Below are 26,676 nucleotides of genomic sequence, written 5' to 3' on the forward strand. Positions count from 1 at the left end.
TATACCTTTCAAAGCAGATAGAAACAGGATATTGCGTAATTTCTCACACGGCAAGAGAGAAATATCGCCGGAATGATGATCTAAAACAGTTTTAATGAGCGATTTAATGCGTTACCATGCGCGCCTTTATAGCCATCGTTCAACATTTCGCCAAGCACTCAGAAATGGTGTATGTTTTTTTAAGGTTATAGTTATTAGGTTGAATGACCATGCCAGTAAATACAATTATGGGGTTATTTGCAAAGTCCCCAATTAAGCCTTTGCAACGCCACGTTGTGTGTGTCAACGAATGTTGTTCACACTTGGTGAAATTCTTTGAAGTATCTTCAAAGGGTGATTGGGAAAAAGCAGCAGAAATCCGTGCACAAATTTCTCACCTAGAGAAAGAAGCGGATGTGCTGAAACGTGAAATCCGTCTAAAACTGCCTCGCGGTTTGTTCATGCCAGTCGACCGTACTGACATGCTTGAGCTTTTGACTCAACAGGACAAACTTGCAAACCTGGCAAAAGACATTGCTGGCCGTGTATATGGTCGTCAACTTGTCATCCCTGAGGCTCTCCAACCAAACTTCCTCGCTTACGTTCAACGTTGTCTTGATGCTGCCGATCAGGCGCAAAAGGTAATCAATGAACTTGATGAATTGCTAGAAACCGGCTTCAAAGGCCGTGAAGTGACGCTCGTCGCTGAAATGATTCATCAATTAGACGTTATCGAAGATGATACCGATGCCATGCAGATTGAACTTCGCCAACAGTTGATGGTGATTGAAGCTGACATGAACCCTATCGATGTCATGTTCCTGTACAAGATTCTTGAATGGGTAGGTGGTATTGCCGACCAAGCGCAGCGCGTAGGTGCTCGTTTGGAAGTCATGCTATCTCGATCTTAAAACATAAAGTTAACGACATAACGAAGAGCATAATTAACACGTGTCATAGGGACGATGACTATTTTCATCGTCTTATGGTTTGGCGCGCGTAAAATTTTGTTCCGCTTGTTATAAAACAACTAGGTATTACGATGGATATCCTTGCGAACTACGGCACTGTCCTGATTATTGTTGCAGCGATTTTTGGTTTCATGATGGCGATTGGTATTGGCGCGAACGACGTTGCTAATGCGATGGGTACATCTGTAGGTTCAAAAGCGCTAACTGTAAAACAAGCTATCATCATTGCGATGATCTTCGAATTTGCAGGTGCTTACCTTGCAGGCGGTGAAGTAACCGACACTATCCGTAAAGGTGTAATCGAAACTTCTTTATTTGCTAGTCAACCAGATGTTCTTGTCTACGGCATGATGTCTGCGCTTTTGGCAGCAGGTACATGGCTGCTTCTTGCCTCTTACATGGGCTGGCCAGTATCAACGACTCACTCAATTATCGGTGCAATCATTGGTTTTGCGTGCGTATCAGTAGGTACTGAAGCGGTTGACTGGGGCAGCGTTCAAGGCATTGTTGGTAGCTGGATTATTACGCCAGTGATTTCAGGTTTCTTTGCTTACGTTATCTTTGTCAGCGCACAACGCCTGATTTTTGATACAGAGAACCCTCTGTTTAATGCGAAACGTTTTGTACCTGTTTACATGTTCATCACAACAATGGTGATTGCACTTGTAACCATCAAAAAAGGTCTAAAACACGTTGGTCTTCACCTGACCAATGGTGAAGCCTGGATGTGGGCAGCTGCAGTTTCAGCACTTGTGATGATTGGCGGCTACGTATACATCCAGAAAAAATTCGCTAATCGCGAAGAAGACCGCAGCTTTTCTGGCGTGGAAGGTATCTTCAGCGTTCTGATGGTTATCACCGCTTGTGCGATGGCATTTGCACACGGTTCAAACGACGTTGCAAACGCCATTGGTCCACTGTCTGCTGTCGTATCGACTGTTGAACACATGGGCGAAATCAGCACGAAAAGCACCATCGCTTGGTGGATTCTACCTCTTGGCGGTATTGGTATCGTGGTCGGTCTTGCAACACTGGGTCACAAAGTAATGGCAACCGTTGGTACAGGCATCACTGAGCTAACGCCTAGCCGCGGTTTTGCAGCACAGCTAGCAACAGCATGTACGGTAGTTCTAGCGTCTGGTACAGGCCTGCCAATTTCAACCACTCAAACATTGGTTGGTGCGGTTCTCGGTGTTGGCTTTGCTCGTGGTATCGCAGCACTGAACCTAGGCGTAGTTCGTAACATCGTGGCATCATGGATCGTTACACTACCAGCGGGTGCGTTATTGGCCGTAGTATTCTTCTACGGACTTCAAGCGATGTTCGCTTAAGACACTCGTCAATAGAATGTAAGCGCTTTGTCATTATTGACTCAAACGCACAGAAAGGGAGGCTTTGCCTCCCTTCTTTGTTGCACCGAAGTTTGAAACTGCATACTATTCGTCTATTTCCGGCTCCAATCATTCGGTGCCAACGCTGTCTCCAAGAAAAATCGTTAAGGGATTTACTGTGAAAAAACTAATCATCACGGTTTTGTTTACTTTGCTAGCAGCGCCAGCGGCCCTAGCAGCAGACCGTTATATTTCTGATGACCTCTTCACTTTTATGCACTCAGGTCCAAATAACACCTACCGTATTATTGGTAGTGTTAACGCCGGTTCTAAAGTACAACTGATTAAAACCAACCGAGATACTGGCTACACGCAAGTTCGTGATGACCGTGGTCGCACTGGTTGGGTACAAAGCAAGTTTGTGACAAACCAAGAGAGCATGGCAATTCGCCTTCCTCGCATTGAGAAAGAGCTAGCCGAAGTAAAAGAGCAGCTTGCTAATGCTCGTCAAACTTCTGATGCAGAGAAAGCAGGTCTTGTTACCTCTCTCGAAACACGTAACCAACAAATTTCAGATCTAGAAAATAAATACTCTGAGATCAGTGATCAGCTTACTTCTGTTGAAACAGAAAACCGCGAGCTACGCGCAAAGCTGGATACACAAAAAGATGACATGCTGCTTAAGTACTTCACTTATGGCGGCGGTGTTGCAGGTTTAGGTTTACTATTTGGTTTGATTCTTCCGCATGTCATGCCTCGTAGAAAGCGCTCTCCTGCGGGTTGGGCATAAACCCTTACGCTTTTATCTTTAAAAAGAACGCAAAAGCCAGTCGATATTGACTGGCTTTTTAGTTTGCTTCGTTTGATAGAAGTGAGTACTACTCCCCCATTGAACTAGAGGCTCGACGACGATCCGTTGCGCCATAAAGCTTGCCATCTTTTAGCTCAATTGCATTCAAACCGCTTACCACTGGAATAACGTGCACTGGGTAGCCAAGCTCCATAAACTCAGGCACCAACATTTCTGCGAACGTTTTCTTTTCCACCAGCAAACCAGTCGGGTCATAAGACTTGGTGCGGTCTATCTTAGTGCCATACTGGATGTTTGGTAAGTCAATAGCCTCTTGCGCTGATAAATTCCAATCCAGCACCCCAACCACGGTTTTGAGTACATACCCCGGGATTTGTGAACTACCTGGTGACCCAACCACCAAACGCAAGTTATCATCACTGTCCATCACCATTAATGGCGTAATAGCCGAACGTGGACGCTTGCCCGCTTCAATTGAGTTTTGCGTAGGCTTGCCGTTAACCGTTGGCTGAGGTGAGAAGTTAGCCATCTGCGCATTCAAGATAACGCCATCGACCATCACACCCGAGCCCATACCCGTTCCTACCGTGCTGGTCATCGCAATTGCATTTCCATCTCTATCGACGATAGAAATATGCCCTGTATCTTTGCTCTCGAAGCCTTGATATTGCGCATACTGAGTTTGCGTTATCTGTCCTGCTTTTGGATCCTCTTTTAAAGTGCCATTATCAGGGATTAAATCACGTCTCTGATCTAGATAGGCTTTAGACAACAACTGTTCAACTGGCGTTTCCACATAATCCGGATCTCCGGCATACGCAATACGATCGGCTTTTGCAATTCGCATCGCTTCAGTCATGAGACGCCAAGGTTCCACATCCGTTTTCGCCATATGGGCAATGTCATAGGGTGCGAGCAGTTCAAGACTCTGAGCGACCATCACACCGCCCGAAGCTGGGTAACCAAAAGAGACGATTTTATTCCCACGGTAGTCGCTCTCAATGATGTCACGCTGCTTCACTTGGTAATGTTTAAAATCTTCTAAAGACAACTTCTCGTGTTGGTCATCAATACGACTATTAACCGTCTCTACGATGTGCTGACCAAGCTCACCACCATAAAGGTAACGATCGCCTTGTTGCGCGATCTTCCTCAGCGTCTCAGCCATCTTAGGGTTCTTCATCAAGGTTCCCGTCGGCTTAATATCGTCCCCTTGCCAATACAAGGCTTTCACTTCCGGATCTTGCTCAAGTCGGCTTTGCTCTCTTACTACGATGTCGTAGGTGTAGCTGTTCATCGCGTACCCATTGCTCGCCAATGTAATCGCCGGCTTAATCAGCTCTGCCCATGGCAACTTGCCGTATTGTTCATGAGTGGTGTAAAGCAACCGCAACGTGCCCGGAACCGCAACAGAACGAGGGCCTAATATTTCGTTGCGACTGAGTACTTCCCCATTCTCAACAAACATTTCAGGGTTCGCGCTAGAGGGTGCTTCATCTCGACCATCAAGGGCCAGAAATTTTTTCTCGTCATGTTGATAAAACAGCGCGAAAGTCCCGCCGCCAATTCCGGTCATATCTGGCTCAACGACAGACATCACCATCTGCATCGCAACCATAGCATCAACAGCGTTACCGCCTTCTTTCAATATTGAGTAACCGGTACTGCTCACGTAAGGATTCGTCGCACTGACCATGAAATCTTGCCCGCGACTATCTGGTGTAACTGGGAATGGGTCTGGCTTTGCTGCATAGCTTGTCGATGCAACAATGCTTAAAGAAAAAATCAGAATACGCATGTGTCTCTGTTTAGACTCCTATTATGTGATGGGGTCTAACGTGGACCAAGTCATTACTCCGAAGTTCGTGAAGATGGTGTCTTTTTACACAACGCTGACTGGAATCGCGCTATCAATAGATGAATGATATTGGTGCTATTTAAACGACTGAGAAAAGCTATATTTTGCTTGTTTGAGTATCTAAAAATCATCATCAGAATAGATGCAAAAGATGCTCTGAAAAATAAAAAGCCAGCGATATGATTTCGCTGGCTTGATGTGTTTCTACAAGAGTTACCCTTTCCACTCATACAACGCTGGTATACGAATTTGCTCACCTTGGAACTCAACAATCACAGCTTGCGGTTGTATTTCTCTTAGAGTGACCTGATCATCAACGACATCCCCTTGATGATACTCAACATTGTTAATTTTCACCCAACGGCGATTTTCATCACTGGCATACATATGGGTTTGCAAATTAAGCGCAGGTAGACGCCCTTGCCACTGGTGAGCGTTGCGCTCTAAATCGTTCACGCGTGCCGTTTGTGATGACGAATTGTCATCATCTCGGGATAAGGCATTTTCGACCTTCCTAGCTAAATCAGGAGATAATGAGGATAAATCCAGATCATCCAAAGACAACCCGAGGTCCTCTTCAGCAGCAGAAGTCGTTTGGGTTGATGCTGAGTTGCGTGTTTCATCTCTGCTTGGTGTATGGCTCGTGTATTCATCGGGGGTGGTAAATGTACCAAAATCACGCGATAGCTCTGCACTTGGCCACTCTCTTGGCAATTGGGCCAACTGGGTGTTCTCTGGATAGTCCAATACTTTGAAAGGTGATACCACTTCGACCTTTTCTATCGGGGACGTTGTATCTACTTCAACACTCGGTGCAAAGAGATCTAAGTACCAAGCGACTCCGATAGCAGAAGCAGTGATTGGCAGCAAGAACAGACCTATATGTTTCACAGCTGACATTATGCGTCCTCCTTCTCGATTCTCGCCAGTTGAGGCGCATCTGGCTGAACATTTTGCTGAAGTCGGTCTAGCGTTCGCTTACCTGCAATACCATCGACACCAATTCCTTGCCAACGTTGAAATAATTCGACTCGCTCTTTCATCGCACCATCAAAAATAGACGTTTCAAGCAGTGGCTCACTCACCGCTTCTGCTAATAATCGGTCTAATACTTCAATCGCAGGGCCTTCCATGTCTAAACGTAATGTTTCATTCAGCGGAGCATGCCACAGTTCGATAATATTGCCCTGCCACAACGGCTTTAGCCACGAAACTGGCAGACGAAGACGCTGCTTACCATTGAGCACTTCAGCTTGGTCATTACCGACGGCATATAGAATGACATACCCAACATCACCTTGATAATTCAACTCCAAGATCACAGGGCGATTTTGTTGCATCAACAGCGGCCAAGTCGCCATTTTACGCTCACAACGCATAGTCGACTGCGGTTCTGACAAACAAAGATTATCGCGAACCGATGCTTGATATCCCCACAAACGATACAAATCATTTACAGCGAGGTTCGACTGTTTTTGTGTTAACAATAAATCACGCTGCTCATCAGTTAACTGTTGGCTGACGACGGTTGGTGTTGGCTCTACTCTTGGCTCCGTCACTTGTGTCAACACTGACGTCGCTTGAGCTGGCATATAATTCACGACCGCCCACCCCGTACTTAATGCAGCAATAAGGCCTACCGTGACAGAGCCCCAAGCAGGCCAACGGAAAGTCCGGCGCTCTTTTTTATCTTGCTGATAAATATCTGCCTGAAACTGCATCACCTCTTCACAGGCCTGCTGAACGGTTTGCTTATCCACCACCACATTACCCTGGTGATAACTAATGTTGAGGGATTTGTCACAGATAAGGTTGATGAGCCGCGGTATACCGTGACTGTATTTGGCTATAAGTTTACAAGAAGCACGATTAAACAGTTGCTGGTCGCCACCTGCTGTATGTAGTCGAAATGCGATGTAATCTTCTGTCTCTTTTTCATCCAACGGCAACAGGTGATAACGCCCGGTAATACGCTGGGCAAGTTGGCGTAGTTGTGTTGTTTGTAATAACCGCTGCAATTCAGGCTGCCCGACCAACAACACTTTGAGCAATTTTCTGGTATCGGTTTCCAAGTTGGTCAACAAGCGCAACTGCTCTAGAACGTCGGCAGCAAGGTGTTGAGCCTCATCAATGACCAGCAATGTCTGCCAGCCTGAACGATAATTACGCAGCAAATATTGATGGATAACCTGGTTTAGCTGTTTGAGGTTTGCATCTGGCGGATAGGTGATTTTGAACTCATCGCAAATGGCTTCGAGCAAGTCTCTACTCGAAAACGTGGGATTGAGAATAAGACCCGCTTTGGTGTTATCACCCAAATTCGCCAGCATCGCTTTTGCGACGGTCGTTTTGCCTGTACCTACTTCGCCAGTAAGCATAGCAAAGCCACCGCCATCGCCTAGCCCAGCTTGGAGATGTGTGATTGCCTCTTTGTGACGTTGGCTTAAATACAAATAACGTGAGTTTGGAACAATCGAAAATGGTTGTTCGACAAACCCAAAAAAGTCCTTATACATTAGGCTCTCCAGCTAAAAAACCACCTGGGAATAGTCAGACATGGTATAAACGCTCTTCTTCTATTCTTAGGAGTAAAGAAAAGTACCATTGCTTGCTACAATGTCCAACGGCATATCCATAAATTAAGAGGTAATTCGTGCAAGTTTATTTAGTAGGTGGCGCAGTTCGAGATAAATTGCTCGGAATTGATAGTTATGACAACGACTGGGTGGTCGTAGGCTCGACGCCCGAGATGATGCTGTCCCAAGGATACACCGCCGTTGGTAAAGACTTTCCTGTATTTCTGCATCCCAAAAGTAAAGAAGAATATGCCCTTGCACGAACAGAGAGAAAGTCAGGTTCTGGTTACACTGGTTTTGAATGTTTCTTCGATCAAAACGTCACCTTAGAAGAAGATTTGATACGTCGTGATTTAACCATTAACGCGATGGCAATGGAGAGTGATGGCACGATCCATGACCCATATGGTGGCCAGCAAGATCTCAACGATAAACTGCTACGCCATGTATCAGACGCCTTTATTGAAGACCCTCTACGCGTTTTACGTGTCGCTCGCTTCGCAGCGAAGCTTGCTGATCTAAACTTTACGGTTGCCGACGAAACCATGCGGTTAATGCGTCACATGGCAGAGTCCGGAGAGCTGAGCACACTGACTCCCGAGCGTGTTTGGCAAGAATGGCATAAATCTCTCTCTACTCCTCGCCCTGATATTTTCTTATCGGTTCTACGAGACTGTGGTGCATTAACCGTGGTGTTACCTGAAATTGATGCACTATTTGGCGTACCTCAACCTGAGAAGTGGCATCCAGAAATCGATACTGGCATCCATACTTTGATGGTGGCAGAGCAAGCCGCAAAATTGAGTAACTCACTCCCCGTCAGGTTTGCCGCCCAAGTGCATGACTTGGGTAAGGGCGTGACGCCAGAGAGCGAATGGCCAAGCCACAAAATGCATTGCCATACAGGATTAAAACTGATCAAAAAGCTGTGCGAACGTGTCCGGGTACCAAATGAGTTTCGTGATTTAGCCTTGATGGTGTGCGAACAGCACTCCAATATTCATCGCGCGGCTGAACTTAAACCACAAACCATAATTAAAATACTCAATAAGCTCGATGTGTGGCGTAAGTCCGAACGTCTGCAAGATATCTTGCTTTGCTGCCAAGCGGATCACGCTGGTCGTAAAGGACTGGAAACGCAACCATATCCACAGGCGGATATTTTTAGGCAAGCCTACCAAGCAGCAGCGGCAGTTGACGTTCAAATCATAATCAAAGAGGGCTTTAAAGGCCCTGCGATTCGTGACGAGCAAGAAAAACGACGTATTGAAGCAGTGAAAGCAGCACTTAAGAAGTAACGAACAAACAAAAACGCCCGCGGATTTCGCGGGCGTTTTTCGTTAACATCAATTATGAACTTAATAGAAAAGCGAACAAACCGATGCCCAAAATCAGACGGTAAATCACAAACGGTGTCATGCCCATGCGTGAAATCATCTTCAAGAAGAAGTGGATACAGATGTACGCACTGATAAACGATGTGATAATGCCAGTCATTAAGAAACCAACATGGACAGGTTCACCACTGGTCACTAACTTCATACCTAAGTAGCTACCAGCTAATGTAATGATTGGGATCGACATTAAAAATGAAAAGCGGGCAGCCGCTTCTCGAGTAAAGCCAAGGTAAAGCGCTGCTGTAATGGTCGCCCCTGAACGTGAAGTTCCAGGAATCATCGCTAAGGCTTGGGCAATACCGATAAATACAGCTTTCTTCCAACCCGTTTGGTATTCATCGGCAACGAGTTCAGCGTTTTTGTCTACCCACCATAGCAACAAGCCAAATACGATCGTAGTAGTCGCGATGACGTAAGCGCTACGTAGATACACTTCAATGATGTCTTTCATCAATAGGCCGAACACACAAGCTGGAATCGTCGCAATCACGATCATCCAAGCCAATTTAGCTTCTTTACTGCGATCTCCTTTAAAGATCGAAGCAAATAACGCTTGAAACAAAGTGATTACTTCATGACGAAAATAGATCACGACAGCCATTAATGTACCGACGTGAACAGCAACATCAAAGGCTAGACCTTGGTCTTCCCATCCTAAAATAGCGGAAGGCAGGATCAAATGGGCAGAGCTTGAAATAGGCAAAAACTCTGTCAGCCCCTGAATCAGAGCCAAAATAAAGGCTTCAAAATAACTCATGTAAACAACTCAAATTAAAAATGAAAGGAAACGGGTTTGAGCGAATCGACTGGCTGCATAGCATGCCAAATGTCTGCGACTGTGCGTCCATCGCCTGGGATCACTAATTGCGGTTCGAGATCATACAGCGGCTTTGTGACAAAAGGATATTTGTAGATATCACTGCGAGGTAGCTCAGGTTTTTTCTTGGAGACGCGCTCACCGAACAACACTATATCGAGATCCAGTGTTCGATCCTGATACTTTTGCGCGTTTTCTTCGCGTCCCCACTTAAATTCAATCTCGCGTAGTTGATGGCTCAACTCTTCTAATGACAACTCGGTACGCATTGCAACGACAAAGTTGTAGAAATTCTTGCTGCTAAAACCAATAGGTTCGCATTCATATATCGGTGATACGAGGAGATTTTCTCCAAGCCGTTGCAGCTCCTGATACGCAGCAAGCACATGTTGCTCTCTTTCTACGTTCGTCCCAACACCGATATAGGTGGTGATCATGCTCGGCCTCGCTCAATCACCACACCAACAGCACGTGCTTGCGGCACGGCGCCAGGCTTCGCTAGGCGGATTTTCACCCAAGGCACTGAGAAACGCAGCATGATAAGCTCTGCTACTTCTTCAGCCACGCGCTCGACCAGTAAGAAACGACCATTTTCAATGTGGTTAAGTACCGCCTCACTCACCTGCGAATAATCCAGTGCATCTTGCACATCATCACTTTTGCCCGCAGGTTTATTATCGTGTGCCATTTCAATATCTAGAACCAACTTTTGTTTGATTTGTTGCTCCCAGTCGTACACGCCAATTGTGGTGATTACTTCTAACTGTTCAATAAAAACTTTATCCAGAGCCATCTTATGTCCTTCTATTACAGAGGTCGGATACCCGTGAGGGGTAATTTGATCGTAGTATTCTATACCTAAGTAACATTGACTTTGGTCATCACAATGTTACTTAGGTATAAACTGCGAAAGCATCTTTATATACAAGAAATCACATAATGCAAGCTCTATCACAGTGAGGATTTCTGCATTATGTAAATTCGGGGTATGATAGCAACTACGCGGGAACCGAGCATTAAATTCCAATCCATCAAGGACTTCTATGGACGCACTGGCACTGATAATGACAATGGCCGCCTATTTATTAGGTTCGGTTTCCAGTGCGGTTTTGATCTGTCGACTCTTAAAACTGCCAGACCCACGCAGTGTGGGATCTAACAATCCTGGAGCAACGAACGTATTGCGTATTGGCGGACGAGGAGCCGCTGTTTCAGTCTTGTTGTGCGATATGCTCAAAGGCACTATCCCCGTGTGGGGCGGATACTTTCTTGGTATCGACCCTATCATTCTTGGCGTCATCGCCATTGCTGCCTGTCTTGGCCACATGTACCCCATCTTTTTCCACTTTAAAGGCGGAAAAGGTGTCGCAACCGCGCTTGGCGCTATCGCTCCGATTGGTTTGGACTTAACAGGATTGGTGATGTTAACTTGGCTGTCAGTAGCCGCGCTATTCCGCTATTCATCCTTAGCGGCTCTCGTCACGGTTTTGGTCACTCCGTTTTATACTTGGATGTTTAAACCGCAATACACGTTACCTGTTGCTATGCTGTGTTGCTTAATCGTATTTAAGCATCATCAAAATATTCGTCGGCTTTTGTCTGGCGACGAGCCAAAAATCGGCGAGAAGAAACTGACACAAAAAAACTCGGCTTAATGCCGAGTTTTTCGTTTAAAGAGGGATGCATTGGTTACGCATGAACTCGATTCAGGAAGTTCAACAACATTTGGTTGACGAACTCCGGCTGTTCTAAACAACTGATGTGTCCCGCTTGCGGAATTTCTACCAACTCACTGCCCGTGATACAGTCTTTCATTAAATACGATTCGAAAACCGGGCGAGGCTTATCTTCACAGCCCACCGCAATTAACGTCGGCAGAGCGAATTTTTCCGAATCTTCAATCACATCACGGCGACCAAACACCATGCGCCCCATGCGAGCTACTTCCACCGCACGCTCACCGTTCAGCTCTTCTAAACTGCGTTTGAATGAAGCGACAAGTTTAGGGTTATCCTGATTGACGTTGTTGGCAAAGAACAGCGGCACAACGGCTTCAATAATTGGCGCAGGCACTGCTTGGACTTGGCTGATGGTATCAAGCATTGCAAAATACTTTTTATACGTAACTTCTGGCTCCCAGCCAATGAAGGTATCCATCAATACCAGTGACTTAACACGTTGCGGCGCTTGAGCCGTTAGCTCAGCTCCCCACATGCCGCCAACAGATAAGCCCACTATCGAGAATTCTTCGATATCTAAATGATCCATCAATGCCAACATATGTTGTGCATAGTCGGCCAATGACTGTGTCGATGCAGGTGCAGCGTCCGATTCACCATGTGCCCAAAGATCTGGCACAATACAACGGAATGACTGGCTTAAAACCTCAACTTGTGGCGCCCACATTTGGCTATCCCAAAGGTAACTATGACCAAATAGAAGCACAGGGCCCTCACCTTTATCTAGATAAGCAAGTTGCTGACCTTCAATTTCAAACTTATTCATTGTTATATCCATTTCTTATTCTTCCACGTCATCCTAGCACTGAAACAATCGCGAACTGATCGCATCAGTCAGAATGTAAAACGAGGCGGTTCATTGAATAATTAAAAATAAAGGCCTCTGAGGAGCAGAGACCTTTATTACAAAGAACCGGTTTCAAACCTACCGCATAAATTTGACTAAGCGACAGGTGTTAGTTGATCAATTGGCCAACGTGGACGAGCCTCTACTGACATATCAGCCACTTCGCCATTCTTCAAGCGCTGCATGCCTGCGTAAGCGATCATCGCACCGTTATCTGTACAGAACTCAGTACGTGGGTAGTAAACTTCGCCGCCAACTTTCTTCGCTAACTTCTCTAACTCAGCTCGCAAACGACGGTTAGCACTCACACCACCAGCAATAACAATGCGTTTCATGCCTGTTTGCTCAAGCGCGCGCTTACATTTAATAGCCAACGTAGCACACACAGCCTCTTCAAATGCCAATGCGATGTCCGCGCGGGTTTGCTCGTCATCACCGTTTGCAGCAATCGTGTTAGCCGTAAAGGTTTTTAGACCAGAGAAACTCATGTCCAAACCTGGCACATTCGTCATTGGGCGCGGGAACTTAAAGCGGCCCGGTGTACCTTTTTCCGCCAGTTTAGATAATAGTGGACCGCCTGGGTAATCCAAACCCATTAGCTTCGCTGTTTTATCAAACGCTTCGCCCGCCGCATCATCAATCGACTCACCTAGAATTTTGTACTCACCGATGCCTCTCACTTCCACCATCATAGAGTGACCGCCCGATACTAATACCGCCACAAACGGGAACGGTGGAGGGTTATCTTCCAACATTGGGGCCAATAGGTGACCTTCCATATGATGAACAGGTACCGCTGGCACTCCCCAAGCATAAGCAATACTGCGACCGATAGTCGCACCCACTAATAGCGCCCCAACAAGACCAGGCCCCGCGGTATACGCGACACCATCGATGTCTTTTGAAGTTAAGTTCGCTTCTTTTAGTGCCTCTTTAATAAGAGGAATGGTTTTCTTTACGTGGTCACGTGAAGCCAACTCAGGCACCACACCGCCGTAATCTGCGTGCAGTTTTACTTGGCTGTATAGCTTGTGTGACAAGAGACCGTTTTCATCGTCATAAATTGCGATGCCAGTCTCGTCACAAGAGGTTTCAATACCAATAATGCGCATGGTTTTCTCAGTATGCTTTCTGTATAGAGGAAATTTGGGCGTCATATTACCTCGCCTTGGTGCTGCAAACAAATTTTGTACAGACAATAATCGACAAAAGGCTTTACAAAGTAGTTGTGATCGGATTAAAATTCCGCACCATTTTTGATCAAGCTGGTAAGAGACCTAACAATTGTGATTTGGTCTGTTGAATACCAGCGTTAACGAATAACCCCTGAGGTGAAAGGCATATGCCAGTAGTTAAAGTACGTGAAAACGAACCGTTCGACGTTGCTCTACGTCGTTTTAAGCGCTCTTGCGAAAAAGCAGGTATCCTTTCTGAAGTGCGTCGTCGTGAGCACTACGAAAAACCAACTACAGTTCGCAAACGCGCTAAAGCAGCAGCTCAAAAGCGTCACGCTAAGAAGCTAGCTCGCGAAAACGCTCGTCGCGTTCGCCTGTACTAATAACTGAGCTCCAAAAGGAATTTAGTTATGGCTCTGATTGATCAACTCAAAGAAGAGCAAAAATTAGCGATGAAAGCCAAGGACAAATTGCGCCTTGGTACTATTCGTTTAGCCCTATCAGCAATCAAGCAACGTGAAGTTGACGAACAGATTACTCTGAACGATGACGACATTCTTGCAGTATTGACCAAGATGGTTAAACAACGTCGCGATTCTGTAGCGCAGTTTGAAGCAGCGGGTCGTCAAGATCTTGCTGATGCGGAACAAGCAGAAATTACCGTTCTTGAGGACTTTATGCCTCAACCACTGACAGACGAAGAAGTAGCGGCTCTCATCGAGAACGCGATTGCTGAATCTGGCGCAGCTGGCATGCAAGACATGGGCAAAGTAATGGGCGTTCTGAAACCGCAAATTCAAGGGCGTGCAGATATGGGTAAAGTAAGCGGTTTAGTTCGCGCTAAATTGGCTTAAGGTACCCCACCCAATTGCAGCAAGCCGTGCTATCCTTTGGAGCGCACGGCTTGTTTGTATCTGGATGGATGGAATGAAATCAATGGGCAATACGCTCATTCTTTTAAGGCATTCACTCCACTCATCATCTTCTTTTTTTGTTAGGTTTTATGGCTGGACACATCCCTCGCAGTTTTATCGATGACCTTCTAGCTCGACTTGATATTGTCGATATCATCGACGCACGTGTGAAACTTAAGAAAAAAGGCAAAAACTACGGCGCATGCTGCCCGTTCCACAACGAAAAGACACCCTCATTCAGTGTCAGTCAAGAAAAGCAGTTCTACCATTGTTTTGGTTGTGGCGCGCATGGAAATGCCATCGATTTTTTGATGGAATTCGACCGACTAGAATTCGTCGAAGCCATTGAAGAACTCGCTTCATACTTGGGTTTAGATGTTCCTCGCGAACAACGTAGCGGCGGTAATGCTTCGTTTCAATCAGGCCCACAAGCAAGCAGCAGTGAAAAACGTAACCTATACGACTTAATGGGCAGCATTGCTCAATTTTATCGTAACCAACTCAAACAGCCAGCAAGTAAGGTGGCGATTGAGTATCTAAAAGATCGCGGCCTGTCTGGTGAAATCGTCCAGAAGTTTGGCATCGGCTATGTGGCTGATGAATGGGATTTAGTTCGTAAGAACTTTGGCCAGAATAAAGAAAACCAAGACATGCTCGTCACTGGCGGCATGTTGATTGAAAACGATAAAGGCAACCGCTACGACCGATTCCGTGGTCGAGTGATGTTTCCTATTCGAGACAGACGCGGTCGAGTAATAGGCTTTGGTGGTCGAGTATTAGGTGATGGGACACCAAAATATCTCAACTCACCCGAAACCCCGATATTTCATAAAGGTAAAGAGTTGTATGGCCTTTATGAAGTACTACAAGCGTACCGTGAGCCACCACAAATTTTAGTGGTTGAAGGCTATATGGATGTTGTCGCGCTTGCTCAATATGGCGTAGATTATTCCGTTGCCTCATTGGGAACCTCGACAACGGGCGATCACTTGCAAGTGTTATTCAGGCAAACAAGCACCGTCGTGTGTTGTTATGACGGTGACCGCGCAGGCCGTGAAGCCGCGTGGCGTGCCATGGAAAATGCATTGCCTTACCTAACGGATGGTCGCCAGTTAAAATTCATGTTTTTGCCGGATGGAGAAGATCCCGACTCTTATATCCGACAAAACGGAAAACAAGCATTTGAGCAGCAAGTGTCTAATGCGATGCCCTTGTCTGAATTCATGTTCAGCTCATTGACTCAGCAGGTCGATATGAGCACGAAAGAAGGCATGGCAAAACTGAGTACTCTTGCGGTTCCTCTCATTGATAAAGTCCCTGGCGGCACTTTAAGACTATACTTGAGAGAATTGCTTGGCCGCCGTTTGGGTTTGGTTGATGAACGCCAACTACAGCAGCTAATTTCAAAACAAGGTAAAGAGGATAAAAGGCCTCAACCTCATAAAGAAATCAAGCGAACGCCGATGCGAGAAGTGATCGCGTTACTGATTCAAAACCCACAATACGTAAGTATGGTGCCAGATCTAACTAGCGTTAGAGATTTGCCCATTCCTGGTCTAAGTTTATTTGTTGATGTACTTGATAAATGCCAAGCGCATCCCCATATCAACACAGGCCAATTATTAGAGCATTGGCGAAACAGCCAAAATGAGACCCTTCTGTCTCGTCTCGCGAGTTGGGACATTCCACTCGATGAGGACAACCAAGAAGAAATCTTTTTAGACTCACTGGATAAAATTATTGCCCAGTGCGTAGAAAAACAAATTGAAAACCTGCAGGCCAAAGCAAGAAGTGTCGGTTTATCAGCCGAAGAGAAAAGGGAGCTGCTAGCACTTATGCTAGATTTAAAAGCGTAACCCTGTTTAATTAGTCAGCAACGATTTAATTTGTTATAGTAAGTGGTTTGCATTTCGCATACTGATTCCTTCACCAGATTACGAAGTTGGATACCGTCTATGGATCACAATCCGCAGTCACAGCTAAAGTCACTTGTTATTAAAGGCAAGGAACAAGGCTATCTGACCTACGCCGAAGTAAATGACCACCTACCTGCTGAAATCGTAGATTCAGAACAGGTAGAAGACATCATTCAGATGATCAACGACATGGGCATTAAGGTAGTAGAAACTGCTCCTGATGCTGATGATTTAGCACTGAACGATGACACAAATATTACCGATGAAGATGCAGCCGAAGCTGCAGCCGCTGCACTTTCTAGCGTAGAGAGTGAGATTGGTCGTACAACAGACCCAGTACGTATGTACATGCGTGAGATGGGTACTGTCGAACTTCTAACTCGCGAAGGCGAAATCGACATCGCAAAACGTATTGAAGAAGGTATTAACCAAGTTCAATCGTCTGTTGCTGAATACCCAGGCACAATTCCGTACATTCTTGAGCAATTTGACAAAGTTCAAGCTGAAGAACTACGTCTTACAGACCTAATTTCAGGTTTTGTAGATCCAGATGCTGACGACACCGCTGCACCAACGGCAACACACATCGGTTCTGAACTGACTGAATCTCAGTTAGAAGAAGAAGACGATGAAGACGTTGATGACGACGAAGATAGCGATGACGATTCAGATGATTCTGAAGAAGATGTAGGTATCGATCCAGAATTAGCGCTAGAGAAATTCAACCAACTACGCAGCACCTATCAAAATCTTCAATTAGCAATCAATGAGTACGGCTATAACAGCCCGAAAGCAACCGTTGCTAATGAAATGATGCTAGACGTATTCCGCGAGTTTCGTCTAACGCCTAAACAGTTTGATCACCTAGTGAATGAACTGCGTACTGCTATGGATCGCGTTCGTACACAAGAGCGTCTGATCATGAAGTCCGTGGTTGAATACGGCAAAATGCCGAAGAAATCATTCATCGCGCTGTTCACTGGTAATGAATCAAGTGAAGCTTGGCTGGATGAAGTTCTTGCGTCAGACAAGCCATACGCTGAAAAGATCAAACGTAACGAAGAAGAAATCCGTCGTTCAATCGCTAAGCTAAAAATGATTGAAGAAGAGACTTCTCTAAACGTACAGAACATTAAAGACATCAGCCGTCGTATGTCTATCGGTGAAGCAAAAGCTCGCCGTGCGAAGAAAGAGATGGTTGAAGCGAACTTGCGTCTTGTAATTTCTATCGCGAAGAAATACACCAACCGTGGCCTACAGTTCTTGGATCTGATCCAGGAAGGTAACATCGGTCTGATGAAAGCGGTAGATAAGTTCGAATATCGTCGTGGTTACAAGTTCTCGACTTACGCAACGTGGTGGATCCGTCAGGCAATCACTCGTTCAATCGCGGACCAAGCACGTACGATTCGTATCCCGGTACACATGATCGAAACGATCAACAAGCTAAACCGTATCTCTCGTCAAATGTTGCAAGAGATGGGTCGTGAGCCACTACCGGAAGAACTGGCAGAGCGCATGCAAATGCCAGAAGACAAGATTCGTAAAGTTCTAAAAATCGCTAAAGAGCCTATCTCAATGGAGACACCAATCGGTGACGACGAAGATTCGCATCTAGGTGATTTTATCGAAGATACAACGCTAGAACTTCCGTTAGATTCTGCAACTGCAACTAGCCTTAAGGTGGCAACAAAAGACGTGCTTGCAGGTCTAACGCCACGCGAAGCGAAAGTACTTCGTATGCGTTTTGGTATCGACATGAATACTGACCATACTCTAGAAGAAGTTGGTAAGCAGTTCGACGTTACTCGTGAGCGTATCCGTCAGATCGAAGCAAAAGCACTACGTAAACTTCGCCACCCAAGCCGCTCAGAGACTCTGCGCAGCTTCCTAGACGAATAATCGCAGCGCATACAAGCTTTTAGAAATCAAAAAAGGTGACTTTAGGTCACCTTTTTTATTATCTACTGTTCTAAGTGGATAAAAACTAAGCGCAATTGCCCTAGTTGGTATCTAGACACCTTGCAACGCTTCCCCTATAATCGTTGTCCTATTAAGGCCCCTTAGCTCAGTGGTTAGAGCAGTCGACTCATAATCGATTGGTCCGCAGTTCAAGTCTGCGAGGGGCCACCATATTCCGAAAGGCGTAGCAGGTTAATACCTACTACGCTTTTTTTGTATCTTATATCTTTGGGTACAATTTCGGTTGCGGTAACTCGTCATTAACCTCGTAATAGCTTTTCCTCTTCCCCTTTTCTTTAACTATTATCTGGCTTTCTATATGTAGCAATGAAACAAAATGTCCGCTCGTGATTTAAACCATTGACCCTCAGACAACTTCTGATAGGATGGACATACAAACGTATGGACGTCTAAAACAAAAAAATGGAGCTACAATGAAAAGTATTGGTCACTTAAAGAAACTAGCTTTGATTCTCACGGCAGTAGTCGGCTTAAGCGCTTGTGGAGAAAAAGATGACTCTGTCATTAAAGTGGGCGCGACAGTTGGGCCACATGCACAAGTAGTCGAGGCGGTAGCGAAGGAGGCAGCGAAGCAAGGTTTGAATGTCGAAGTCATTGAGTTTTCTGACTACGTGACACCTAATGCCGCTCTTAGCGATGGTAGCATCGATATTAATAGCTATCAGCACCAGCCATTTTTAGACAACTTCAACAGTAGCCATAACGCCCAATTAGTATCAATTGGTCAGTCCATTCTTATGCGTATGGGGCTTTATTCCAATAAGTATCGCTCACTGCAAGAGCTTCCAAACAATGCACGTATAGCGCTTCCAAATGACCCTACCAACGGTGGTCGTGGTCTGTTGCTACTCGCCGATGCAGGTTTAATTGAGCTGAAACAGGGTGTTGGCCATAAAGCCGCCCTAACTGATATCACAAAAAACGCAAAATCATTTGAATTTGTCGAGGTAGATGCCGCTCAGCTACCAAGAACATTAGATGATGTGGACGCGGCTGCGATTACAATGAACTACGTAATGTCTTCTGGTTTAGATCCGAAGAAACAAAGTATCTATCTTGAAGCAAAAGACGCCCCATTAGCAGTCATGGTCATCGCCACTCGTGACGCAGACAAAAATAATGAAGCGTATAAAAAGTTCGTTTCTATTTATCAATCTCAAGCGATTCGTGATTATCTCGATCGCACTTTCAAAGGCACAATCGAAGCAGCTTTTTAATCAATAAAGCAGCGAATACTTTGCCCCACGAATCAGATAGAAAAGAGGCTAATGTTTTCTCATAGCCTCTTCTTTTCATTACTCACTAAATCGACTCATTGTCGACTTTCAGCCTCTAACTTCATTGCCAAATAAGCTTGATCAGCAGAAACCAATTCAGGGCGGTTAATCAACTTCCAGAGGAAGTATGGTGGGATTAAAAATACGATGAAGTAGAGAGATTCATGGAAAAAAACATCGGCTATCGTTTGCTGATGCTCCCAAAGTGCCGTCAGTGCGAAGAGCTCTAACATCACGCCTAATACGCCAAAGACGACAGAGACAACAATCGCTAAACCCAGTAGTTCTCTAACAAAGTGCTTGTATGCCATGATACTAATTCCTTCTAGCAATAAGTCATACTAACTTACGCTCATAAGAAACAAGTGAGCTTGATTATTATCAAACTCACCTCATCACTGTTAAGAACTTAGTTTTATAAAAAAGTACTTGTATATAGCGTCAGCGAAGACTGATTTCCCTATCACAGAGCATAGATACCTCTACAAATAGAAGGTGATGGAACGACCAACTATTGACTATATGAGCGCAACTTTAATCAGATAAGTAATATTGAACCGTCGATACCACTCGTACTTTCTTAATGTAAGGCGTGTTGCTGTCTCGGTCATAAATCGAGAACTGCCCTTGAGTTGCACGTTTGATCTTACCCAGTGAACTCTGTGAGTCTTTCGCAAATTTCTCAGCCACTTCACGCGCATTCTTAGTCGCTTCTTCGATCATGTCTGGCTTCACATCATTCAGCTTAGTAAAGCTGTACTCAACACGATTTGCATAAGGATCTTGGTTAAGCAAAACACCTTGTTTTCCTAGCTCACCTATTTCATTGATTGCCGCTCGAACAACATCAACACTCTGGCTGTAAACCGTAACGGTTCGCGAGGCCAAATAACGATACTCAATGTCTTGCTCGCTCCCATATTGCTGTGCTTTTCTGTCAATGACCGCTGGGGAAGAAAGGGAAACGCTGGTTTCAGGAAGCCCTTTGGCACTTAGAAAGTCCAAAATCAAACGGGTTTGCTGGTCAATTTCATCAAACATGGCTCCCATATCATTACTCGCCAGAGTAAATTGAATCGGCCAAATCACCGTATCAGCAGGATACTCACGCTCCGACAAACCTTTTACTGTAACGACTCTTTCATAGGCTCGGTATTTCACCGCCGTCTGCTGCATAAAATAGCCAAGGATGCCAAGACCAAGTATCAAACTTAGCCCAATCCAAAGTGCTGCTTTATTGGAAACTCGTTCCATTATTTCCCCCTGATAAATATCAACTTAGCTTAATCTTTGTTCTAGATAAGATAGCCTATCTATTGTTTTAAGAGGGAGACATAACGCGAGTTTTGATTCATAGCACAGTGATATACCGTTTTCTTTAGTCAATAAAGCTTCATTAGTTTGTCACCAAAGGCTCATGCTTTTGCCTCTGAACTGTCATCTGTAATTTCTACTATCCAATCAGCAACTTGTACGCTGAGGTAAATATGGATAGTTCAACCCCTTTTCGTCTCCCTCGTAAAACGCCGTTTGGCATTGGTGAAAACGTTGCTGAATGGGCAACCGGTTTAAACCAACTTGATAAGTTCTACGCTCAACGCCCCGTTAATGCCGATATCAAAACTTTTCTCCGCTTCACGCTGGATATCTTAGGTATCGATTATCGCATTGCTCATGGTTCACTCGACTCAGTACCTAAACAAGGAGCTACCGTCATTGTGGCGAACCACCCGCTTGGTTGTGTGGAAGGCGTCATCTTGGCCGAACTCTTGTTGATGGTACGAGACGATATCCAAATTCTAGCCAATCAATACCTGAAAACCGTACCAGAGTTAGATCAGCTCTTCATTGGTGTCGATGTGTTTGAAGGCAGAGACGCCGTCAAATCGAATATGAAGGCCCTCAGAGCGGCTAATAAACACCTCGCAAGTGGCGGCTTATTGCTTGTCTTTCCTGCCGGTGAGGTTTCCCAGTTAGTCGATGCCAAACAGCAACGCTTGGAAGACAAAGCGTGGAGTCGAAGCGTAAGTAGCCTGATCCGCAAAAACAAAGCAACGACAGTTCCAGTATTCATCAGTGGTCAGAACTCGAAACGCTTCTATATGGCAGGGAAAATCCATCCACTTTTGCGTACCCTAATGCTCGGGCGGGAGCTACTGAACAAACATGCACAAACCATCAACTTGTCTTTTGGCCAAGCGATTAAATTCAAAGAGCTCAACACACTTAACGATGATCAAGTGGTGAACTATTTGCGGCTCAACACTTACTTGCTCAATCGTGAAACCCAATCAGTTAAGCCTTCTTCTTCATCAGAACTGCTCTCTCCAATAGCGGCAGGGTTACCCGTAGGCGAATTGCTTGAAGAGCTGAACAACTTACCAAAAGAGTCCAAGCTGCTAACAAGTGGTGAGTTCGATGTTTACTGCACGGAGTCGCAGAGTATCCCTTCCCTACTGCATGAAATTGGTCGCCTACGTGAGCTCAATTTCCGACAAGTTGGCGAAGGGACTGGACTAGCAATAGACATTGACCATTTCGATCATGATTACCTGCATCTGTTTGTGTGGGACAGAGAGAACCAATGCTTGGTGGGCGCGTATCGTTTAGGTCTGGTTGATCAACTGATTGAAAAGCGCGGCGTAGCAGGTCTGTATTCACGAACGTTGTTTAACTATGACCAACGCTTTATCGACCAAATGGGTAAATCCATTGAGATGGGGCGCTCTGTGATTGCACAGCAATATCAAAAGAGCATGAGCGCGCTACTGCTACTGTGGAAAGGCATCGCAACGTTCGTTCATCAAAACCCAGATTACACGCACCTATTTGGTCCGGTAAGCATTAGCAACGATTATAGCGATACTGCACGTCAATTACTGGCTCAATCAATGACACTGCACCACTACGACAACAATTGCGCAGAGTACGTCACACCTTCTAACCCACTTCCTGAGCACCACCGTGACTGGAACACCAGCATGCTCACTGCTCTGGGTGATTTACAGCTATTGTCACGTGTCATTGCCAGAATCGATGAAGGGAAAGGAGTGCCCGTTTTGCTGCGTCAGTACTTAAGCCTCAATGGCAAGCTGGTATGCTTCAACGTCGACCCTGCATTCAATAACGCTCTAGATGGATTGATTATGGTGGATTTGCGCGATGTTCAAGAAAAGACGTTGGCAAGGTATATGGGACGCGAGCAAGCTCATGACTACCTCGTCTATCATACTAATAGCAACGATGATTAAGAACAGTGATTAAGTAGAGAGTTGGGAATCACAAGAAGAACCGTGTGGCGACTCTCTTTATTTACCCTTTAATCAACTAATTAGGCGTGCTCCGTGAAGTGCGCCGAAAAGACTCTTATAGATACAATCTATCGAAAGATCTAGATAGCATTTATCTCACCAATTCCGTCACAAACTTTCACAAAAAACAAAAGCAGACCCAAGTCACACTTTAAATCCACCACAACTCAACACAAAACGTGATATTGATCATCGCAAGTATTTAATTCGAATTTCAAAAAAAATCAAAAGTGATCAAAGTCACAAAGTATTTTGATTTTAAATTTGTCAGAAGATCGGATTGATCACTAATATTTTTATTGACAGATTTAAAAGTGGCTTTTTGTTATTAAGTTACAAGTTAATAAGTTGAACTTGGTCACTTAAAAACCGTTTCTCAGCCTAAGAAATGCGGGCGTAGATCACGAAAAACCCGTTGTCAGTTCCAATTGGAAAATGTGTGGTAAATTGATTGGGTACTAAGCAATCAAACAAACGGTTTTGGCGAACCGTTTACTACAACAAGATTCATCAGAACATCGAACGGGGAATTGTTATGATATCACCAGATGCCAAGATCAAGATACAAAATTTTGGTCGTTTTCTGTCAAACATGGTAATGCCAAACATCGGCGCGTTTATCGCGTGGGGCTTTATCACTGCTCTATTTATCCCAACTGGATGGCTACCAAACGAAACGTTAGCCTCTATGGTTGGCCCAATGATTACCTACTTGCTGCCACTACTTATCGGTTACACCGGTGGTAAATTAGTTGGTGGCGATCGTGGTGCGGTAGTCGGTGCAATCACAACAATGGGTGTGATTGTCGGCACAGACATCCCAATGTTTATGGGGGCAATGATGGTCGGCCCAATGGGCGGCTGGGCTATCAAGAAATTCGATAACTACATCGATGGTAAAGTAAAAAGTGGCTTCGAGATGTTGGTTAACAACTTCTCTGCGGGCATCATCGGCATGCTATGTGCGATCCTTGCTTTCATCTTTATCGGTCCATTCGTAAAAATTCTTTCTGGTGGCTTGGCGGCCGGCGTTAACTTCCTAGTTTCTGCTCACCTACTACCACTGACTTCAATCTTCGTTGAACCTGCGAAGATCCTTTTCCTAAACAATGCGATCAACCACGGTATTTTCTCTCCACTGGGTATCCAGCAAGCGTCTGAAACAGGTCAGTCGATCTTCTTCCTAATCGAAGCAAACCCAGGTCCTGGTCTAGGTATCCTGCTAGCTTACATGGTGTTTGGTAAAGGTACGGCTCGTCAAACTGCAGGTGGTGCATCAATCATCCACTTCTTCGGCGGTATCCACGAGATTTACTTCCCATACATCCTAATGAACCCTCGCCTAATCCTTGCGGCTATCGCAGGTGGTATGACTGGCGTATTCGTTCTAACTATCTTTAACGCAGGTATCGTTTCTCCAGCATCACCAGGTTCAATCTTTGCAATCTTGTTGATGACTCAGAAAGGCTCAATCGTTGGTGTTCTAGCGTCTATCGCAGCAGCAACAGGCGTGTCATTCGCCGTAGCAGCACTGCTAATGAAGACTCAAACGTCAACAGAAGAAGACGGTGATGAAGCAGCACTAGAAAAAGCAACATCACAAATGAAAGACATGAAATCTGCATCTAAAAACGATGCGGTGGTAAACAGCCAAAGCAAAGGTGACGTAGACCTAGCGACAGTACAAAGCATCATTGTCGCTTGTGATGCGGGCATGGGCTCGAGTGCAATGGGCGCGAGCATGCTACGCAAAAAGGTTCAAGACGCAGGTCTGAACATCCACGTAACCAACCTTGCCATTAACAGCTTACCAGAGAGTGCAGATATCGTGATTACTCATAAAGACTTAACGGATCGTGCACGTAAGCATGCTCCAAACGCACACCACATTTCATTGACTAACTTCCTAGACAGCGAGATGTACAACCAGCTAGTCACCAAACTACTAGCAGCGCAAAACCAATCCGCAGCCAATGACGACCAAATGGTAAAAGTTTCGCTCGTGGCAGCAAACGACGACAACTTCGAGCCACAGCAAACGTCGGTGTTCCAAATCCAGCGTGAAAACATTCACCTAGGTTTGAAAGCTGCCAACAAAGAAGAAGCGATTCGCTTCGCGGGCAACAAGTTGGTCGAACTTGGCTACGCAGAACCAGAATACGTAGACGCGATGTTTGAGCGTGAAGCATTGGTTCCAACTTACCTAGGCGAATCTATCGCAGTGCCTCACGGCACGGTAGAAGCGAAAGACCGCGTGAAGAAAACCGGCATTGTAATCTGCCAATACCCATCGGGTATCCAATTTACTGAAGACGACGATGATGTAGCGAAACTGGTTATCGGCATTGCCGCTAAGAACGATGAGCACATCCAGGTGATTACCACCATTACGAACGCGCTCGATGAGCCGGAGGCAATTGAGAAGCTAACCAGCACCAACGATGTGGAAGAGATTCTGAACATCCTTGGCGGTCAACAAGCGGCTTAATTACCCCTTTAATTTGCTCCTGAGGCAAATGAGGTCAGCTGTCACCCCCTATGCGGTTGGCCTCCCCCTAGTTTCGTAAGTCAACATTTTAGACATTGGTAGGTAAGAATTATGAAAAACGCAGTTCATTTTGGCGCAGGTAACATTGGTCGTGGCTTCATCGGAAAACTCTTAGCAGATGCAGAAGTCGAGGTCACATTTGCAGACGTTGACGCTCCACTCGTCGACCAACTGAGTCACAAGCAAGAATACAAAGTAAAAGTGGTCGGTACTGAGTGCCAAATCGACACAGTAACTCACGTCACCGCGGTAAACTCAGCCAGTGAAGATGTCATTGACCGCATTGTAAAAACCGACTTGGTCACAACAGCGGTTGGCCCTAACGTACTGGACATCATTGCAAAAACCATCGCTACCGGCATTGCTAAGCGCTTTGCAGCAGGTAACGATAAGCCATTGAACATCATCGCGTGTGAAAACATGGTTCGTGGCACCACACACCTAAAAGGTGAAGTGTACAAACACTTGGATGAATCATTGCACGCGAAAGCAGACGAATTGGTTGGCTTTGTCGATTCAGCGGTAGACCGCATCGTGCCACCAGCAGAAGCAGCGAACGATGACCCACTAGAAGTGACGGTAGAGAGCTTTAGCGAATGGATTGTGGATGAGCAGCAATTCAAGGGCGAAATCCCTGACATAGCTGGCATGGAAAGAACCAACAACCTAATGGCATTCGTAGAACGCAAGCTATTCACTCTCAATACAGGCCACTGCATTACCGCTTACCTAGGTTGCTTGAAAGGCCATCGCACCATTCGTGAAGCAATTGAAGACCCTAGCATTCACGCTGAAGTAAAACAGGCGATGCAAGAGAGTGGTGAAGTGCTGATCAAACGCTACGGCTTCGACCGTGACATGCACAACGCCTACATCGAGAAGATTTTAGGACGCTTTGCCAACCCATACTTAGTGGATGAGGTGGATCGCGTAGGTCGTCAACCAATTCGAAAATTGGGTGCAAACGATAGATTAGTGAAGCCTTTACTCGGTACAATTGAGTATGGCACTGAAAATCAAACACTTTTGAAAGGCATTGCCGCTGCGTTGAAGTACACTAACGACACTGACCCACAAGCCGTAGAGCTACAAAACTCATTAAAAGAAGTGGGTGTGAAGAAGACGCTAGCGACATACACAGGTCTTGCAGAAGACAGTGCTGAAGTGGCTCAAATCGAGACACTTTACAACCAACTTTGATTTACCTAGGGGAGCTCGGCTCCCCT

General features: G+C 45.5%; 23 protein-coding genes and 1 tRNA gene. 14 read left to right on the top strand and 10 right to left on the bottom strand.

Annotated elements, in window-relative coordinates:
- Positions 1-209 precede the first annotated feature (209 nt).
- The 3 genes from R7H07_RS14375 (at position 210) to R7H07_RS14385 (ending at position 3,071) form a co-directional block, all read left to right on the top strand.
- Positions 210-890, top strand: a complete 681-nt coding sequence (locus R7H07_RS14375) for a TIGR00153 family protein (protein ID WP_005379896.1) — start codon at positions 210-212, stop codon at positions 888-890.
- A gap of 131 nt (positions 891-1,021) precedes the next feature.
- On the top strand, positions 1,022-2,281 hold the full coding sequence (locus R7H07_RS14380) for an inorganic phosphate transporter (RefSeq protein ID WP_005379898.1): 1,260 nt from the start codon (positions 1,022-1,024) through the stop codon (positions 2,279-2,281).
- A gap of 178 nt (positions 2,282-2,459) precedes the next feature.
- Complete coding sequence (locus tag R7H07_RS14385) at positions 2,460-3,071, top strand: TIGR04211 family SH3 domain-containing protein (protein WP_005379900.1); 612 nt, start codon at positions 2,460-2,462, stop codon at positions 3,069-3,071.
- Between the two features lie 88 nt (positions 3,072-3,159).
- Here R7H07_RS14385 and ggt read toward each other — a convergent pair whose 3' ends face one another.
- From ggt to R7H07_RS14400, 3 genes are all read right to left on the bottom strand, one after another.
- A complete protein-coding gene (gene ggt, locus R7H07_RS14390) occupies positions 3,160-4,890 on the bottom strand; it encodes a gamma-glutamyltransferase (RefSeq protein ID WP_025768393.1) in 1,731 nt (576 codons plus the stop codon).
- A 273-nt stretch (positions 4,891-5,163) separates the two neighbouring features.
- Positions 5,164-5,850, bottom strand: a complete 687-nt coding sequence (locus R7H07_RS14395; RefSeq protein ID WP_005387437.1) for a general secretion pathway protein GspB — start codon at positions 5,848-5,850, stop codon at positions 5,164-5,166.
- On the bottom strand, positions 5,850-7,466 hold the full coding sequence (locus tag R7H07_RS14400; protein ID WP_033906082.1) for an ExeA family protein: 1,617 nt from the start codon (positions 7,464-7,466) through the stop codon (positions 5,850-5,852). The genes R7H07_RS14395 and R7H07_RS14400 overlap by 1 nt, the downstream gene beginning before the upstream one ends.
- A gap of 137 nt (positions 7,467-7,603) precedes the next feature.
- On the opposite strand from R7H07_RS14400, the gene R7H07_RS14405 reads away from it, so the two are divergent.
- A complete protein-coding gene (locus R7H07_RS14405) occupies positions 7,604-8,824 on the top strand; it encodes a multifunctional CCA addition/repair protein (RefSeq protein ID WP_033906081.1) in 1,221 nt (406 codons plus the stop codon).
- A 52-nt stretch (positions 8,825-8,876) separates the two neighbouring features.
- On the opposite strand, the gene R7H07_RS14410 is transcribed toward R7H07_RS14405, so the two are convergent.
- From R7H07_RS14410 to folB, 3 genes are read right to left on the bottom strand one after another with little or no spacing between them, the layout of a single operon-like run.
- A complete protein-coding gene (locus R7H07_RS14410) occupies positions 8,877-9,680 on the bottom strand; it encodes an undecaprenyl-diphosphate phosphatase (RefSeq protein ID WP_005387455.1) in 804 nt (267 codons plus the stop codon).
- 14 nt (positions 9,681-9,694) lie between these two features.
- Complete coding sequence (gene folK / locus R7H07_RS14415) at positions 9,695-10,177, bottom strand: 2-amino-4-hydroxy-6-hydroxymethyldihydropteridine diphosphokinase (protein ID WP_005387457.1); 483 nt, start codon at positions 10,175-10,177, stop codon at positions 9,695-9,697.
- Positions 10,174-10,533: a bifunctional dihydroneopterin aldolase/7,8-dihydroneopterin epimerase gene (gene folB, locus R7H07_RS14420; protein WP_005379859.1), complete on the bottom strand. Its 360-nt coding sequence runs from the start codon at positions 10,531-10,533 to the stop codon at positions 10,174-10,176. The genes folK and folB overlap by 4 nt, the downstream gene beginning before the upstream one ends.
- A gap of 250 nt (positions 10,534-10,783) precedes the next feature.
- On the opposite strand from folB, the gene plsY reads away from it, so the two are divergent.
- Positions 10,784-11,395 (top strand): glycerol-3-phosphate 1-O-acyltransferase PlsY, encoded by a 612-nt coding sequence (gene plsY / locus R7H07_RS14425; RefSeq protein ID WP_005379857.1) that lies wholly within the window; start codon positions 10,784-10,786, stop codon positions 11,393-11,395.
- Positions 11,396-11,429: 34 nt separating this feature from the next.
- Here plsY and R7H07_RS14430 read toward each other — a convergent pair whose 3' ends face one another.
- Positions 11,430-12,245 (bottom strand): alpha/beta fold hydrolase, encoded by an 816-nt coding sequence (locus R7H07_RS14430; RefSeq protein ID WP_005379855.1) that lies wholly within the window; start codon positions 12,243-12,245, stop codon positions 11,430-11,432.
- A 176-nt stretch (positions 12,246-12,421) separates the two neighbouring features.
- Complete coding sequence (gene tsaD, locus R7H07_RS14435) at positions 12,422-13,438, bottom strand: tRNA (adenosine(37)-N6)-threonylcarbamoyltransferase complex transferase subunit TsaD (RefSeq protein ID WP_005379854.1); 1,017 nt, start codon at positions 13,436-13,438, stop codon at positions 12,422-12,424.
- A 230-nt stretch (positions 13,439-13,668) separates the two neighbouring features.
- Here tsaD and rpsU point away from each other — a divergent pair, with 230 nt between their 5' ends.
- The 6 genes from rpsU to R7H07_RS14465 all read left to right on the top strand — a co-directional run bounded on the left by rpsU (position 13,669) and on the right by R7H07_RS14465 (position 19,531).
- Positions 13,669-13,884 (top strand): 30S ribosomal protein S21, encoded by a 216-nt coding sequence (gene rpsU / locus R7H07_RS14440; RefSeq protein WP_001145625.1) that lies wholly within the window; start codon positions 13,669-13,671, stop codon positions 13,882-13,884.
- A gap of 27 nt (positions 13,885-13,911) precedes the next feature.
- Positions 13,912-14,355: a GatB/YqeY domain-containing protein gene (locus R7H07_RS14445; RefSeq protein ID WP_005379720.1), complete on the top strand. Its 444-nt coding sequence runs from the start codon at positions 13,912-13,914 to the stop codon at positions 14,353-14,355.
- 149 nt (positions 14,356-14,504) lie between these two features.
- Complete coding sequence (gene dnaG, locus R7H07_RS14450; protein WP_206959307.1) at positions 14,505-16,271, top strand: DNA primase; 1,767 nt, start codon at positions 14,505-14,507, stop codon at positions 16,269-16,271.
- A gap of 99 nt (positions 16,272-16,370) precedes the next feature.
- The gene (gene rpoD / locus R7H07_RS14455) at positions 16,371-18,233 is read left to right on the top strand and encodes an RNA polymerase sigma factor RpoD (protein ID WP_005395986.1); all 1,863 of its coding nucleotides are present in this window, start codon (positions 16,371-16,373) and stop codon (positions 18,231-18,233) included.
- A 155-nt stretch (positions 18,234-18,388) separates the two neighbouring features.
- A tRNA-Ile gene (locus tag R7H07_RS14460) sits at positions 18,389-18,464 on the top strand.
- A 263-nt stretch (positions 18,465-18,727) separates the two neighbouring features.
- Entirely contained in the window at positions 18,728-19,531 is an 804-nt protein-coding gene (locus R7H07_RS14465; protein WP_017633488.1) for a MetQ/NlpA family ABC transporter substrate-binding protein, read from the top strand.
- 95 nt (positions 19,532-19,626) lie between these two features.
- Here the strand turns inward: R7H07_RS14465 and R7H07_RS14470 are convergent, their stop codons facing one another.
- Together R7H07_RS14470 and R7H07_RS14475 are read right to left on the bottom strand one after the other, a co-directional pair.
- Positions 19,627-19,902, bottom strand: coding sequence for a hypothetical protein (locus R7H07_RS14470; protein ID WP_005379716.1), 276 nt, complete (start codon positions 19,900-19,902; stop codon positions 19,627-19,629).
- 223 nt (positions 19,903-20,125) lie between these two features.
- Positions 20,126-20,845, bottom strand: a complete 720-nt coding sequence (locus R7H07_RS14475) for an SIMPL domain-containing protein (RefSeq protein WP_005379714.1) — start codon at positions 20,843-20,845, stop codon at positions 20,126-20,128.
- A 233-nt stretch (positions 20,846-21,078) separates the two neighbouring features.
- Here R7H07_RS14475 and R7H07_RS14480 point away from each other — a divergent pair, with 233 nt between their 5' ends.
- From R7H07_RS14480 to R7H07_RS14490, 3 genes are all read left to right on the top strand, one after another.
- Positions 21,079-22,842 carry a lysophospholipid acyltransferase family protein gene (locus R7H07_RS14480; RefSeq protein WP_170893671.1) on the top strand — a complete coding sequence of 588 codons (1,764 nt, stop codon included), beginning with the start codon at positions 21,079-21,081 and terminating at the stop codon, positions 22,840-22,842.
- A 595-nt stretch (positions 22,843-23,437) separates the two neighbouring features.
- The gene (locus tag R7H07_RS14485) at positions 23,438-25,390 is read left to right on the top strand and encodes a PTS mannitol transporter subunit IICBA (RefSeq protein WP_005379710.1); all 1,953 of its coding nucleotides are present in this window, start codon (positions 23,438-23,440) and stop codon (positions 25,388-25,390) included.
- Between the two features lie 111 nt (positions 25,391-25,501).
- Entirely contained in the window at positions 25,502-26,650 is a 1,149-nt protein-coding gene (locus R7H07_RS14490; protein ID WP_062730758.1) for a mannitol-1-phosphate 5-dehydrogenase, read from the top strand.
- Positions 26,651-26,676: the final 26 nt, after the last annotated feature.

Source organism: Vibrio sp. Vb1127, assembly GCF_033338735.1.
In the GTDB taxonomy this organism is placed as follows: domain Bacteria; phylum Pseudomonadota; class Gammaproteobacteria; order Enterobacterales; family Vibrionaceae; genus Vibrio; species Vibrio alginolyticus.

Excerpts from the sequence above, each read along its gene's own strand:
- tsaD (WP_005379854.1), bottom strand. The coding sequence starts at position 13,438 with ATGCGCATTATTGGTATTGAAACCTCTTGTGACGAGACTGGCATCGCA.
- dnaG (WP_206959307.1), top strand. The coding sequence starts at position 14,505 with ATGGCTGGACACATCCCTCGCAGTTTTATCGATGACCTTCTAGCTCGA.
- rpoD (WP_005395986.1), top strand. The coding sequence starts at position 16,371 with ATGGATCACAATCCGCAGTCACAGCTAAAGTCACTTGTTATTAAAGGC.
- R7H07_RS14480 (WP_170893671.1), top strand. The coding sequence starts at position 21,079 with ATGGATAGTTCAACCCCTTTTCGTCTCCCTCGTAAAACGCCGTTTGGC.
- R7H07_RS14485 (WP_005379710.1), top strand. The coding sequence starts at position 23,438 with ATGATATCACCAGATGCCAAGATCAAGATACAAAATTTTGGTCGTTTT.
- R7H07_RS14410 (WP_005387455.1), bottom strand. The coding sequence starts at position 9,680 with ATGAGTTATTTTGAAGCCTTTATTTTGGCTCTGATTCAGGGGCTGACA.
- R7H07_RS14470 (WP_005379716.1), bottom strand. The coding sequence starts at position 19,902 with ATGGCATACAAGCACTTTGTTAGAGAACTACTGGGTTTAGCGATTGTT.
- rpsU (WP_001145625.1), top strand. The coding sequence starts at position 13,669 with ATGCCAGTAGTTAAAGTACGTGAAAACGAACCGTTCGACGTTGCTCTA.
- R7H07_RS14430 (WP_005379855.1), bottom strand. The coding sequence starts at position 12,245 with ATGAATAAGTTTGAAATTGAAGGTCAGCAACTTGCTTATCTAGATAAA.
- R7H07_RS14400 (WP_033906082.1), bottom strand. The coding sequence starts at position 7,466 with ATGTATAAGGACTTTTTTGGGTTTGTCGAACAACCATTTTCGATTGTT.
- R7H07_RS14490 (WP_062730758.1), top strand. The coding sequence starts at position 25,502 with ATGAAAAACGCAGTTCATTTTGGCGCAGGTAACATTGGTCGTGGCTTC.
- folK (WP_005387457.1), bottom strand. The coding sequence starts at position 10,177 with ATGATCACCACCTATATCGGTGTTGGGACGAACGTAGAAAGAGAGCAA.
- R7H07_RS14465 (WP_017633488.1), top strand. The coding sequence starts at position 18,728 with ATGAAAAGTATTGGTCACTTAAAGAAACTAGCTTTGATTCTCACGGCA.
- R7H07_RS14395 (WP_005387437.1), bottom strand. The coding sequence starts at position 5,850 with ATGTCAGCTGTGAAACATATAGGTCTGTTCTTGCTGCCAATCACTGCT.
- R7H07_RS14375 (WP_005379896.1), top strand. The coding sequence starts at position 210 with ATGCCAGTAAATACAATTATGGGGTTATTTGCAAAGTCCCCAATTAAG.
- R7H07_RS14445 (WP_005379720.1), top strand. The coding sequence starts at position 13,912 with ATGGCTCTGATTGATCAACTCAAAGAAGAGCAAAAATTAGCGATGAAA.
- R7H07_RS14475 (WP_005379714.1), bottom strand. The coding sequence starts at position 20,845 with ATGGAACGAGTTTCCAATAAAGCAGCACTTTGGATTGGGCTAAGTTTG.
- R7H07_RS14380 (WP_005379898.1), top strand. The coding sequence starts at position 1,022 with ATGGATATCCTTGCGAACTACGGCACTGTCCTGATTATTGTTGCAGCG.
- folB (WP_005379859.1), bottom strand. The coding sequence starts at position 10,533 with ATGGCTCTGGATAAAGTTTTTATTGAACAGTTAGAAGTAATCACCACA.
- plsY (WP_005379857.1), top strand. The coding sequence starts at position 10,784 with ATGGACGCACTGGCACTGATAATGACAATGGCCGCCTATTTATTAGGT.
- ggt (WP_025768393.1), bottom strand. The coding sequence starts at position 4,890 with ATGCGTATTCTGATTTTTTCTTTAAGCATTGTTGCATCGACAAGCTAT.